Consider the following 13,055-nt stretch of genomic DNA (forward strand, 5'->3'; position numbering starts at 1 on the left):
TGCTAATTCCGCACGTATTTCCGCGCGGCGTCATCCCTGACGACATAATCCCAATAGGTTCCGTTTTTGGCCATGGCCTCGTTCACGACCTGCTTTTGGGCGAGGCGGGACCAAATTTCCCGTTGGATGAACTCAACATCGAAGGTCCCGCCAGTCACCAGGCTGGTCAGTTCCTCCTGCACCCTCGCGTAGTTTCGCTGTCCAGCGAGGTTATTCCACTCTCCGGGATCTTCGTCGAGCTTGAAAAGCTGCGGCTCGGATCCGTGGATGTAGATGAGCTTCCACGGCCCTTTTCGGACCATGAAGCAAGGCCGCATGATGCCTTCGCCATGGTACTCGCTGATGACCGGAATGATCTCGATATCACCGCCCTGAAGCGCGGAAAGCAGGGATCTGCCATCCATTGGCGTGACCGGTTCGACCGAGGCGATATCCAGAAAGGTCGCTGGAAGATCCAGCAGCGAAACCGGCGTATCAACGGTTCCTTTGGCGATTCCGGGACCTGCGGCGATCATCGGAATCCGTGTCGACCACTCATATAGACTGCGTTTCTGGATCATGCCCTTCTCGCCGAGCATCTCGCCGTGGTCGGCCGTGAAGATGACCAGCGTGTTGCCGTCGAGGCCGGTTTCTTCCAGGACCTCCAGTAACTCGCCCAGCTTGTCATCGACGTAATGCGTTAGCGCCAAAAACCCGCGCCGCATCGCGATCAAGTGTTCCGGATCCCGGATGCTGTTCCGGTCCAGGCCGTACCAGCGGATCAGCGCGCGATCCAGGTCGGAGTAGGAGGCCTCCATATTGTCGGGATAGTGAGGCAGCGGGACCTCCACATCTTTGTAGAGTTCCCAGTATTTCTTCGGGACGACATAAGGCGGATGCGGGTTGGTGTAGGAAACGGTTAGCATGAACGGGCAATCCGGTGCGTTCCGTAAATATTCCAGAGCCCGCAGGTGGGTTTCTTCGTCGTACTGAAGTTCGGTGCTCCACCCCGAGCCGATATTCTGGCTGCGGTACTGCGATGTGAAGTCGAAAGCCTCGGCACTGTTCTCGTCGGGAAGCGGATAGGACCAGATAAATCCGGCGGGATAGACGTCGGTGTTCAGACGGCGCTGAAATCCGTGCAACTGGTCCGCCCCGATGAAGTGCATTTTTCCTGTTAGGACCGCTTCGTATCCCGCGTTCGTCAGGTAGTGGGCGAAGGTCGGAATAAAGCTGTGGTAGGGGTCGCCATTATCATAGCAACCGGTTCTGGACATGTATTGTCCGGTCATCAGACAGGACCTTGCCGGCACACAGATCGGGCTGGGTGTGTAGGCATTGGTGAATTGAACGCCGCGCTCGGCCAAGGCCGTCAGGTTTTTGGTCTTGGCGCCAGCGTATCCGCAGGCCCCGACCAGGAAGGGTGTCATCTGGTCTGCGACGACGAGCAAGATATTAGGACGGGATGGGATTGAACTCATGACGGCAATGATCCTTCACTACTGGATGCATTGAAGATAACCGGATTGCCGAGACTGACTTATCTGGAATTGGCCAAAAAACATCGATAACTTGCCAGTCATGATTTCGCGTTACGACATCGCCTTTTTCATCGCCGATCGCTTTTCCTTGTTTGGTTACGCAGTTGCCAGCGAGATGTTCCGTTTTGCGAACGAGGCTTTGGGTGAAGCAGTCTACGCGACGAAGGTCGTCGCCTCGTCCGGCAGCGTCGTGTCCTCCTCCAACGGAACGCAGATAACGCCATCAGCAGCTTTTCACGAAACTTCGAGGATCGACAGCGTCATTCTCTGTTCAGGGACCTGGAACAGGTCTGACAGTGCATCGCAGGATCTGCTGGCCTGGCTACGCACCCATCATCGTCATGGCGGAACGGTGTGTTCGCTGGCGTCCGCGGTTTGGACAGTTGCCGCGACCGGGTTGCTTGACGGCGGCAGTTGTGCGGCGCACTGGAGCGAGATAGTTGCGCTACAGCGAACGTTCCCCAATGCGCGGTTTACGACCAGACCCTTTGTCGTCGACAACAGGATCTGGACTTGCTCCGGCGGCGACAGCGTCACTGATATGATCCTGTACTTTCTGTCGGAACGTCATGGCCTGACACTTGCCGAGAAGGTCAGGAGGATGATCTTGCTGAAACCGGCTCAGGCCGTTCGTCATCAGCGGGACATCCTGGTTCATGAGCAGACATCCGATGCCGAGCTCGTAGGCGAGCAGCTCTTGGGACTGATCGAGGAAAACATCGAAGCGCCGCTTTCAATTCAAGAGCTGTGTGCGCGGCTGTCTGTTCCACAGCGTTCGCTCAATCGTATCTGCCATCTGCTGTTTGGGTGCGCGCCGAAAGAAGTTTATCTGAACGCCCGATTGGAGCGTGCGAAAAGCCTGTTGGCGAACACCCGCTTTACCGTGACGGACATCGCCGGCTTGTGCGGATTCGGCACTTCGGCGTATTTTGCGGCGGCCTTCAAAGCCAGATTCAATGACACGCCAATCGCCTTTCGCCGGGATCCGAAAAGTGCCGGGATCGTCAACAGCTCAACGGACACCGCATGACTCTACGTATGCGAGGTGGCTTCAAAGACGCCAAGTAACCGGCAGGTTCAGAAGGCCGCGGAATGCCCAGCCTCCAATGCGTACCGGGTCTGTCTCATCGATTTCGAGATCTTTCAGCCGTTCGAAGAACATCGGCAGAGCGACACCCGCTACAAGGCTACGCGACGCAGCTGCGCCGGCACAGAAATGCGGGCCGGCACCGAAGGGCATGCTCATCTGATTGTCGCGTAATACTTCGAATCCTTCCGGTGTCTCGAAGTGAGCCTCGTCCCGGTTGGCCGATCCGAACATGAAGAAGATTCGTTCTTCCGGATCGAACCGCACACCGCCGTAGTCATGTTCCTGGGCAATCCTGCGCGGCGACATGCCGATGGGGGAGATCCAGCGGCAGTATTCCTCGAAGGCCTGACTCCAGGACGCTTTACCTTCGCGCACCAGCGCCAGTTGATCCGGGTGAGTCAGCAGCGCCCAGATGCAGCCGAGGATGGCGTCGCGCGGCTCGTTCTGGCCACCTGAGATCGTCAGCTTGATGTTGGCACGGATGTTCTCCATTGGCATGCCACCCGCCAGCATGACCGACAACAGACTGTGGTTGGGTGTTTCGCGGACCACCGGCATCATGTCGTCGATGGCGGCATCGATTCCAGCGGTGGCGGCATGACATCGCGCTTCGATATCCGGATCGCCTGCGTAATTCGCGATGCCGTCGATCATGGCCTGGCTCCAGGCATCCATATCCTGGAAACGCATGTTGGTCAGGCCGGTCATGGACTTCAGGGCCTCGGCACTGAGGGGCAGGGCGTAGCCGGAGAAGAGATCAGCTGCGCCTTCAGGCACCAGCTCGTCCAGCAGACGTTCGGCATGAGCCTGAAATTGACTGGTCCAGACCTGACGCACTGCCTTTGGCGAGACGGCAGGGAAGAAGATCTTGCGCTCGGCCATATGCGCAGCACCGTCCTTGCGCATCATGTTCTGGCCCATCAGGACGTTCATTAGTCCGCCGGGCTGATCCGAGGAAAACACCTCGACATTCTTTTCGCAGACGGCGATGTCGTCACGTTTGGTGAAGAGCGTGGCGCCCAACTGCGGGACACGGGCGATGGGGCAGTCTGCCCGCATGACCTTAAGATCAGGGTAGGGGTCCTGCCAAAAGTCCTGCAAATCGATCTCATAGACCGGGGCGTCGGACATAGTTGTTCTCCTACGGTTGAAGAAGTCGGTTAATCCTTCACATGTTAAGCGTTTAATTCAAGCTGATTTCGGTGTCACGATCAGCCGCTGCGCGAGCTTTGATGCAAAATACTGCTGGCATTCTCCGATGAAAGCTTTGACCAGCCGCCGGGGATTGCCCGGCAGGTAGCCCATCACCAGCTGCAGCGGCCTGACCTCCGACGAGAGGGGAATACAGCGCAGGAGGTCGCCCGCATAACTGACTTCGGTCATGGGCCGCATGTTCAAGATGGCGCTGCCGACACCGGCGCCGACCAGACCGCGCACCATTTCATGGGTCGTTCCCGTAGCGGCGATACGCGGTGTCAGGCCAGCCTGTGTAAATATGCTGCGGTAGTATTCGCCGGCGAAAGGTCGGTCCAAAAGAACCAGGGGTTCTTCGCTCAGATCGGTTGGTGCGATGCTCTTCCTGCCTGCAAGCTTATGATCACGGGCGACCAGTGCATAGGGTGGTACGGTGATCAGCGGGGCGCAGTCGATACCCGGTTTCAGGTCCTCGGACACGAAGAGGATGACGTCATAGGTGCCGTTCAGCAGCCCGGCCTGTGCCGTTTCGTTGTCGCACTCGTGAAACCGCAGCGAAATTGCGTTGCTGTCCTTTGTCAGGCGCGCGGAGATCGCCGGCAGGAAGGCCGACGCAACGGGAGCGTAATAGCCGACGTTCAGGCTGCCGGTCAGCGCCGTCCTGAGGTCACCGCCTTCTGCGATCAGATTCTCGTACTCCTCGAGCAGATGACGGACCTTTACCAGCAGCAGCTTGCCCGTGGCCGTCGGCTGGATACCTTTTGAAGGCATACGGGTGACCAGCTGCAATCCGAAATCCTGCTCCACCTGTTCGATGGCCGCGGAAACGGCGGAAGGCACGACATTGAGGCTTTCGGCGGCTCTGGAGATGCTGTTGTGCTCCAGGGCCGTATGAAAGTAACGCAAGGCTTTGAGGCTGGGTGCCATTGCAGAGTCTCCCGTGAAAAGCCAATCATCGGAAAAAATGAGGAATAGATCCAGAAAATAGCGTTATTCCGATCTTTTGCGCTTGGGTTAAGCTCGAAGCAGATCGAAGCGCCGCTCGGAAAGAAGGCGGCATGCTTGTGGGAGTGAAATCTATGAGCGAACAGCTAACCGCAGACGCCACCTCGGACGTCAATCGCACAGCGACGTCTGCGGTGCGCAGGGAAAAGCGCGGCAGCAAGTGGAACTACCGCCCGGACCTGCCGCTCCAGGTCTCGCCAATGTTTCAGTGGCCTGTACGGCCACTCGCGATCTTCAGCTGGATCTGGAAGTCCTGGTTCCCGGTTTCCGAGCGCCTGATCATTGTCGGACTCGCGGCGATCTCATGGTTCTATCTGCATCCGGCTCTAGAAGACTGCCGGGACTTGGCATTTGGATGGATCGCCCAGATCTGGGCCCGTAACCTGGGCCTGATGTTTCTGGTCGCCGGCGGCCTGCATCTCTACTTCTTTGTCTTCCGCAAGCAGGGTGATGTCCGGCGCTACGATGCGCGAGCACTGAAGACCGATAACAACAGCTTCACCTTCAAGAACCAGGTTCTGGACAACATGTTCTGGAGCTGCGCCAGTGGGGTGACCATCTGGTCGGCTTACGAGGTCTTGATGATGTGGGGCATGGCCAACGGCTACGTTCCCACCCTGGCCTGGAGCGAGAGCCCGGTCTGGTTCGTCCTGCTTTTCCTACTCGTGCCGCTCTGGGAATCTTTCTACTTCTACTGGGTGCACCGGTTTTTACACTGGCCGCCGCTCTACCGGATTGCGCACGCGTTGCATCACCGGAACACCAATGTGGGGCCCTGGTCGGGAATGTCGATGCATCCGATCGAACACGTGCTGTACCTCGGCACGGTGCTGATTCACTGGGTGGTGGCGGCCCACCCGCTGCACATCATCTATCATCTGCAATACTTCACCCTGACGGCTGCGACGACGCATACCGGCTTCGAAGGACTTGTGGTCAAGGACAAGAACCGCCTGTCGCTGGGCACTTTCCATCACCAGATGCACCACCGCTACTTCGAGTGCAATTACGGCGGTCTGGAAATGCCCTGGGACAAGTGGTTCGGCTCCTTCCACGATGGCACGAGCGAAGCCCACGAGCGTCTTCGCGGACGGCGCCGGCGCGCGCTGGGAGAGGCATGATGCCCAAGCTGACGGTAAAGGACCTGCTGGAAGCAAAGGGCAAGCGCAGGCTCGCATTCGTGCAGGTTGCCCGGGAAGAAGAGGCGGCGGCAGCGGCGCTTGCCGGCATGGATATGATCGGTACCGCTTTCCGCCCTGAAACCCAGAGTTTCCCGGCAGCAGCGGTGGACACGCACTTCCAGTTCGGTTTGCCGTGGGGGTGCCATGCGTCGGCTGAAGAAGCGCTCAGAGACGCCATGCGCGCCATGGAGGCAGGTGCCGACTCGATCTACTGTGCCATGAGCCCGCAGATCGTCGAGATCCTTGCTCGCGAAGGTGTTCCGGTGATCGCACACGTTGGTTTGGTACCGCCAAAAGCGACTTGGGTAGGTGGTATGCGCGCTGTCGGGCGTTCCGCAGAGCAGGCTCTGCAGGTCTATTCTGAAGTGCGCAGTTTCGAAAGCGCTGGCGCCTTTGCCGTCGAAATTGAGGTCGTGCCCGCGCGCCTGGCCGCCGAAATTACCCGCCGTGTTTCCCTCCTTACGATCTCACTCGGTTCGGGACTGGATTGTGACGTGCAGTATCTTTTTTCCGCCGATCTTCTGGGCGAGAACCGTGGCCATATTCCGCGGCATGCAAAGGTCTATCGTAATTTTGCCGCGGAGCGTGACCGGCTTCAGGTGGAGCGGGTTGCCGCTTATGGCGAATACCTCGCGGATGTCAAAGACGGCGCCTTTCCCGAAGCCGGGCATACGGTGCCGATGGCGGATGCGGACTTTGAGACCCTCTTGAGTAAGATTGGCTAAAGCGAGAATCGCCCTCAATCTGTATGAATTCGGGGTCGACTTCGGTCAGGCAGCCGGATGGTATGTTAGAAGACCGGTCGTCGGAGGACCCAAGGGTACCGACAGGGCAGACGAGAACAGCAGGCCTTTATCACGCAACTTGTATAAGTTTTATCAGCGGGCAAAGACGGCCTTTTAGTTGCTCAACACAATGACCGTATTCTGTGCATTTTGCCGAGGGAAACACAGGATCGGAGATTTGAGACCGCTTTAGAAAGTCCAGCGCGCAGCGATTTGAATGGTGTTTGGTTTAGTCATATGAAATTGAGCATAAGCGCGTAGAAGGCGCGTTCCCGGTTCCAAGCCGGAGATCCAGTGTGCGAAGTGTGGTGACTGCCTTTTAGCTTCGGTTCTCGTTCGGGTGAAACGACCGAACCATTATCTAAGCACACGCCCGACCTCTATATGTCCCATCCGAAAGTTGTTGGGGGACACGCCTGTTTTGGATTTGAAGAACCTCGTAAAATGCCCCTGAGCGGAAAACCCCAATCGCTCGGAAATTTCCGCAATCGTAACGCCGGGATCGCTGAGAAGGTGAGAGGCGCGTTCACAGCACAGGGTGTCCAGATAAGTGCGCGGGGAAAGACCGGTGCATTGGCGAAAGCGCGCATAAAACTGTGACCGCGACAGTCCCACGGCACGTGCAACGTCGTTCAGATCCAGTTCTTTGGAAGGTTCCTGACGAAATGCCTTGATCGCCTTTCGAATCCGATGGTCGCTTACAAACGAACGATCCGTACTCTGCGCCGACATAACATCGGTGTTTGAGCATTGCAGGACAGACCAGACCAGATCGCGCAGCAATGTATCGAATTGCTCTTCATCGCTGTGCAAATCCACCATCTGATAGGCGAGTTGCGCAGCTTGTTCCTGTAGCTGGGAACTGACGGTCGCCGTTGCTTTTAAGAAGGGCAGGTTTTTGGAACCTGCCAGAATTTTCACCCCATGCTCGCCGAACCAGAGCGTGTCGATATAGAGCGCCAGCAGGACCGTCGGTTCGACACCAGTAGGCCGCTGATTGGAATGCACGACCCAGGGATTGACCAGCACCACCTGCGTATCGGTGAGGCTCGCGCTTTTCCCGTTGACGCTATAGATCGTGTCGGGACCGGAAAGTTTGATGAGCGCGTGAACCTGGGAATGGGCGTGATCCAGAACCGGCTCCGTCGCCGACAACAGGGCGACCCGCCCAAACGCCCCTACGACAATTCCCAATGCGTCGGCCATCGTATCCCTTTGGCATATGTCGCGAAATAATCGGACAAAAAGGTAAATAGCACGACGGCGGGGCAAAGACCACAGAATGAGGGCGTGTCATCCTGAGTTCGACAAACAAGTGCTGCGGCACGCGAACGAAAAGGAACGACACTTTGGCCCAATTGCCTGAATTTCTGAAATCTGAAGGTTATGTCGGCGGACAATGGGTGGCCGCCAATTCAGGTAATCGTCTTGACGTTCTTGACCCTGCAACCGGTGAAACTCTGGTAACGGTGCCGCGCATGGGCGCGGTTGAAACCACTGAAGCGATTGCCAAAGCGCAGGCTGCATTCGAAGGTTGGAGTCGCCGGACGGCTGTCGACAGGGCGACTGTTCTACAGGCATGGGCCGCAGCGATGCGCGCCAATGCAGAAGACCTCGCTAGGTTGCTGACGCTCGAACAGGGCAAACCTTTGAGCGAGTCACGTGTTGAGATCGAGTATGCTGCCAGTTTCTTCAGCTGGTTCGCCGAAGAAGGTCGCAGGCTGTACGGGGATATTATCCCCTCGCACCGTACCGACGCGCGCATTCTTGTCACTCGGAATGCGCTTGGCGTGGTTGGCGGCATTACGCCGTGGAACTTTCCGTCGGCGATGGTGACGCGCAAGGCCGCGCCCGCGCTTGCAGCCGGCAATTGCATGGTCCTGAAACCCGCCGAAGCCACGCCGCTGTCCGCGCTGGCAATCGCCGCGCTGGGGGAACAGGCGGGCGTTCCCGCCGGCGTGTTCAATGTTGTCACCGGTGGCCGGGAAGAAGCTCCGCAAATTGGCAAAGCTCTGATCGACAGCCCCCTCGTGCGCAAGATCGGTTTTACCGGCTCAACAGCCGTCGGCAAGCAGCTGATGCGCGACTGCGCTGGTGATCTGACGAAGGTGAGTCTTGAGCTCGGCGGCAACGCTGCATTCATCGTGTTCGACGACGCCGATATCGAGGCGGCTCTTGACGGTGCGCAAATCTGCAAGTTCCGCAATGCCGGCCAAACCTGTATCGCGGCAAACCGCATTTTCGTTCAGGAGAGCATTCACGACAAATTCGTCGAAGCACTGTGCGCGCGGGCACAGGATATCGAGGTCGGCCACGGCCTTGAACAAAACGTAAGTCAAGGCCCTCTGATTGACACGCGCGGGTTGGAAAAGGTCGAGCGGCTGGTCGCGGATGCAACTGAGAAAGGCGCGACGCTCCACCTCGGCGGCCAGTGTCACGCCGCCGGCGGTACTTATTACCAGCCGACGGTTATGACGGGTGTTACGCCAGCCATGGATATCTCTCACGAAGAGGTATTCGGTCCGGTTGCCGCAATCACCAGCTTTCGCGACGAACAGGATGCCATCGAGATGGCGAACGACACGCCCTATGGCCTGGCCGGGTACTTTTACAGCCGCGATGTAGGGCGGATTTTCCGCGTCGCAGATGCCCTGAAAACCGGCATTGTCGGCGTCAACACCGGGCTCATTTCCACCGAGGTCGCCCCCTTCGGCGGTGTCAAGGAAAGCGGCATCGGGCGCGAAGGATCGAAATACGGCATCGAGGACTGGACCGAGCTGAAATACATCTGCCTTGCAGGCCTGGAGGCTGCGTCATGATCGTCGAAGAGCGCATCTATACACTGCATATTGGCAAGGTTCCTGAGTATCTGAAGCTGTATGAGGCCGAAGGTCTGGCCGTTCAGACCCGAATTCTGGGCAATCTTCTTGGATATTATCAGGTTGAATTCGGTCCTCAGAACCAGATCGTGCACCTGTGGTCCTACAGCGGCCTAGAAGACCGTCAGACCCGACGCAAGGCGCTGGTCCGCGACCCCGATTGGACAAACTACGTCAAAAAAATCCGGCCGCTGGTCCGGTATCAGGAAAACAAACTGCTGCTGCCTGCGTCGTTCATGCAAGAACGAGCCTAGCGTTTTAGGGGAGAGTACCGTTGGAATTGCATTTGTTTGAAGACAACCTTTCAGATGGTCAACAGGCTGCGTTCGGCGATACCATTGCCCGGGCGATCTATGTGACCGCAGGGGAAGTCACCGTCGAAGGAAAGGTGCATTCCTGTGACGAGGGGTTCGTTGCCGACGGGCCGGTGACGCTGGTGGCGGGAGCTGAGGGCGCATCGCTGTGGCGTTGGGATCTGTCCGATGCGCTGCCTGCTACAGGTCCACGGCAAACCGCCAAAAAACTCTCTGGCGAAATCCCGGAGAATCTGGCGGGACCCGGTAGTTTTCTGCGGCTTGACAGTGTTGCGTTCCCGCCCTCGGGCACGGCAATGCTGCACACCCATCAGGGCCCGGGTATCCGTTGCCTGCGCGAGGGTGCGATCAGGATTGACACTGGTGGTCAATCCACCTCATTCGGACCCGGCGGCGCGTGGTTTGAAGTTGGTCCTTTGCCGGTTTTCGCTCAGGCCGATCATGCGATCCAGAGCCGGTTCATCCGCGTGATGGTTCTGCCGGATGCGCTGCGAGGAAAATCCTCGATCCACTACGAAAATGAGGAAGACCGCGCAAAACCCAAATCCCAGAGTTACCGCAATTTCGGCGAGATTGGGCTATCCCTGTGAATGTGCCGCTCCAAATTAAGTCCCTTACCGGTGCGCAGTGTCTGGTTGACTGTCTGCGCCAGCAAGAGGTCGAGCAGTGCTTTCTGGTACCCGGCGAAAGCTATCTGGCCGTGCTGGATGCCCTGACCGATGCCCCCGAGGTTGACATCACCGTCTGCCGTCAGGAAGGCGGCGCGGCAATGATGGCGGAAGCCTATGGCAAGCTGACGGGCCGCCCGGGCATTTGCATGGTCACGCGGGGGCCGGGCGCGACCAATGCCTCTGCCGGGTTGCACATCGCTCGTCAGGATGCGACGCCGATGATCCTGTTTGTCGGGCAGGTGGCGCGCGGTATGCGCGAACGCGAAGCATTTCAGGAGATCGATTATCGCCGGATGTTCGGACAGGTCGCCAAATGGGTGGCTGAGGTGGACAGTCCACAGCGGATGGCCGAGATGGTGTCGCGTGCCTTTCACGTCGCCATGTCCGGACGTCCCGGCCCCGTGGTGCTGGCGCTTCCCGAAGACATGTTGGTCGAGTTGACGGATGTGATCCCGCCGAAGCTGGCTGCGGCCCGCCCGGCTGTGGCCGCTCCCACAGATGCCGACGTCCGATCCCTGCTTAGCACATTGGCGGCAGCCTCAAACCCGATGATCATCGTCGGCGGAGGCGCTTGGTCAGATCAAGCTCGTCAGGATCTACAGGCCTTCGCCGCCAAATGGGCAGTCCCGGTTGCCGCATCGTTCCGATGTCAGGACTTTTTCGACAATAGGCATCCTTGCTACGCGGGGGACGCCGGCATCGGGATCAATCCCAAGCTCGCCGCACGGATCAGGTCGGTTGACCTGCTGATCCTGCTGGGCACTCGGTTCAGCGAGATGGAATCCAGCGGCTACAGCCTGATCAACATACCGAAACCGCTTCAGAAGCTCATTCACATCTACCCGGATCCGGATGAAATCGGTCGAGTTTACGTACCTGGTCTAGGTGTGGCGGCCCCGGCCGCAGAAACCGTCGCCGCCCTGCTGGACCAGGCTGTACCAGAGCATGATCTGTCGGAACGACAGGCCTATGTTGAGGATTGCAATGCCGATTACCGCGCGTGGTCATCCCTGCCCGAGGGGCGCGGGGACCTGGCGATGGCAGAGGTTATGCAGCACCTGAAAAATGTTCTGCCGGATGATGCAATCGTGACCAACGGTGCGGGAAACTACACGGTCTGGGTGCACCGATTCCTGAACTATCGCAAGCACCGTACCCAACTGGCGCCGATCTCCGGGTCGATGGGTTATGGTTTGCCTGCAGCCGTGGCTGCAGCCCGTACCCACCCGGACCGCCAGGTTGTCTGCTTCGCGGGCGACGGATGTTTTCTGATGCACGGTCAGGAACTGGCGACCGCAATGAAGTATCGCGCTAATCTGAACGTGATCGTCGTAAACAATGGAATGTACGGCACAATCCGGATGCATCAGGAACGGAACTATCCAGGTCGGGTCAGTGCGACTGATCTGGTGAACCCCGACTTTGCAATGCTGGCGAAATCCTACGGATGCCACGGTGAGACCGTGCGACGCACGGATCAGTTCGCGGATGCCTGGAACCGTGCCTGCGCATTTAACGGACCGAGCCTGCTTGAGCTACAGGTCGATCCGGAACTGATCACACCAACGCAAACGATTGAAGACCTTCGGCGCGCTTCACCACGCACGTGAGCGAGATCGGAAAACAGGGAGACAGAACATTGGACAGGAAAAATGTCGTCATCGTAACCGGCGGGGCCATGGGGATCGGGCGCGCCATCGCGGATCGGTTTGCCCAAGACGGCTCGGCCGTCGTGATTGCGGATGTTTCGGGAGCGGCCGAAGCCGCTGCGGAGATCTCGGCAACCGGAGCTGAGGCGGTTGGCGTGTTCTGTGACATCTCAGACTCGGATTCCTGTAAGGCGATGGTTGCCGAGGCTCTCAACGCCTTTGGACGCATAGACACTCTGGTAAACAATGCGGGTCTCTACTCCACGCTTAAGCTGACCGAATTCACCGAAATCACGCCCGAGGAATGGCAGCGTGTCTTGAACGTCAATGTCATGGGCCAGGCGCTTGTCACGGCAGCAGTGTTGCCAAGCATGCAGGCACAAGGGGGTGGAACGATTGTGAACATGTCTTCGGGGACCCCGTTTAAGGGGGTGCCCTACCTGCTTCACTACGTCGCCAGCAAGGGAGCGATCAACGCAATGACAAAGGCGCTGGCCAAGGAGCTGGGGGCCTCAGGTATTCGCGTGAATGGCGTCGCACCGGGCTTCACCATGTCTGACGGTGTCAAGGCCAACCCTCATCAGATCGAGAAGCTCCAGGAGATTTCGCAAAAGGCGCGGGTGATCGCGCGCGATCAGCTTCCCGAAGACATTGTTGGTGCAGTGGCGTTCCTCGCATCACCGGACGCAGCCTTCATGACCGGCCAGACGCTGGTCGTGGATGGCGGGGCATATTTTCACTGACCGGGCAAGCAAACCAAACCTGGC

At 58.3% G+C, this 13,055-nt stretch carries 12 protein-coding genes; 8 read left to right on the plus strand and 4 right to left on the minus strand.

What is annotated here, in order from left to right; all coding sequences use genetic code 11:
- Positions 1–2: 2 nt before the first annotated feature.
- Positions 3–1,460, minus strand: a complete 1,458-nt coding sequence (locus tag QMZ18_RS22685; protein ID WP_282608644.1) for a sulfatase-like hydrolase/transferase — start codon at positions 1,458–1,460, stop codon at positions 3–5.
- 100 nt (positions 1,461–1,560) lie between these two features.
- Here QMZ18_RS22685 and QMZ18_RS22690 point away from each other — a divergent pair, with 100 nt between their 5' ends.
- Positions 1,561–2,550, plus strand: coding sequence for a GlxA family transcriptional regulator (locus QMZ18_RS22690; RefSeq protein WP_282608645.1), 990 nt, complete (start codon positions 1,561–1,563; stop codon positions 2,548–2,550).
- Positions 2,551–2,571: 21 nt separating this feature from the next.
- Here the strand turns inward: QMZ18_RS22690 and QMZ18_RS22695 are convergent, their stop codons facing one another.
- Complete coding sequence (locus tag QMZ18_RS22695) at positions 2,572–3,741, minus strand: cytochrome P450 (RefSeq protein ID WP_282608646.1); 1,170 nt, start codon at positions 3,739–3,741, stop codon at positions 2,572–2,574.
- Positions 3,742–3,798: 57 nt separating this feature from the next.
- Complete coding sequence (locus QMZ18_RS22700; protein ID WP_282608647.1) at positions 3,799–4,731, minus strand: LysR family transcriptional regulator; 933 nt, start codon at positions 4,729–4,731, stop codon at positions 3,799–3,801.
- 152 nt (positions 4,732–4,883) lie between these two features.
- Between QMZ18_RS22700 and QMZ18_RS22705 the strand changes: the two genes are divergently transcribed.
- Both QMZ18_RS22705 and QMZ18_RS22710 read left to right on the plus strand, forming a co-directional pair.
- Positions 4,884–5,930, plus strand: coding sequence for a sterol desaturase family protein (locus tag QMZ18_RS22705; protein WP_282608648.1), 1,047 nt, complete (start codon positions 4,884–4,886; stop codon positions 5,928–5,930).
- Positions 5,930–6,715 carry a 3-methyl-2-oxobutanoate hydroxymethyltransferase gene (locus tag QMZ18_RS22710; RefSeq protein WP_282608649.1) on the plus strand — a complete coding sequence of 262 codons (786 nt, stop codon included), beginning with the start codon at positions 5,930–5,932 and terminating at the stop codon, positions 6,713–6,715. The genes QMZ18_RS22705 and QMZ18_RS22710 overlap by 1 nt, the downstream gene beginning before the upstream one ends.
- Positions 6,716–7,132: 417 nt before the next feature.
- Here QMZ18_RS22710 and QMZ18_RS22715 read toward each other — a convergent pair whose 3' ends face one another.
- Entirely contained in the window at positions 7,133–7,981 is an 849-nt protein-coding gene (locus QMZ18_RS22715) for an AraC family transcriptional regulator (protein ID WP_282608650.1), read from the minus strand.
- A 143-nt stretch (positions 7,982–8,124) separates the two neighbouring features.
- On the opposite strand from QMZ18_RS22715, the gene QMZ18_RS22720 reads away from it, so the two are divergent.
- From QMZ18_RS22720 to QMZ18_RS22740, 5 genes are read left to right on the plus strand one after another with little or no spacing between them, the layout of a single operon-like run.
- Positions 8,125–9,594, plus strand: coding sequence for an NAD-dependent succinate-semialdehyde dehydrogenase (locus QMZ18_RS22720; RefSeq protein WP_282608651.1), 1,470 nt, complete (start codon positions 8,125–8,127; stop codon positions 9,592–9,594).
- Positions 9,591–9,908, plus strand: coding sequence for an NIPSNAP family protein (locus QMZ18_RS22725; protein ID WP_282608652.1), 318 nt, complete (start codon positions 9,591–9,593; stop codon positions 9,906–9,908). Before QMZ18_RS22720 ends, QMZ18_RS22725 begins: the two co-directional genes overlap by 4 nt.
- 20 nt (positions 9,909–9,928) lie before the next feature.
- A complete protein-coding gene (locus QMZ18_RS22730) occupies positions 9,929–10,558 on the plus strand; it encodes a hypothetical protein (RefSeq protein ID WP_282608653.1) in 630 nt (209 codons plus the stop codon).
- Entirely contained in the window at positions 10,555–12,249 is a 1,695-nt protein-coding gene (locus QMZ18_RS22735) for a thiamine pyrophosphate-binding protein (RefSeq protein ID WP_282608654.1), read from the plus strand. The genes QMZ18_RS22730 and QMZ18_RS22735 overlap by 4 nt, the downstream gene beginning before the upstream one ends.
- A gap of 29 nt (positions 12,250–12,278) precedes the next feature.
- The gene (locus QMZ18_RS22740) at positions 12,279–13,031 is read left to right on the plus strand and encodes an SDR family NAD(P)-dependent oxidoreductase (protein WP_282608655.1); all 753 of its coding nucleotides are present in this window, start codon (positions 12,279–12,281) and stop codon (positions 13,029–13,031) included.
- Positions 13,032–13,055 lie beyond the last annotated feature (24 nt).

Origin of the sequence: Pelagibius sp. Alg239-R121, from assembly GCF_947331435.1 — a bacterium.
Lineage (GTDB): Bacteria > Pseudomonadota > Alphaproteobacteria > Kiloniellales > Kiloniellaceae > Denitrobaculum.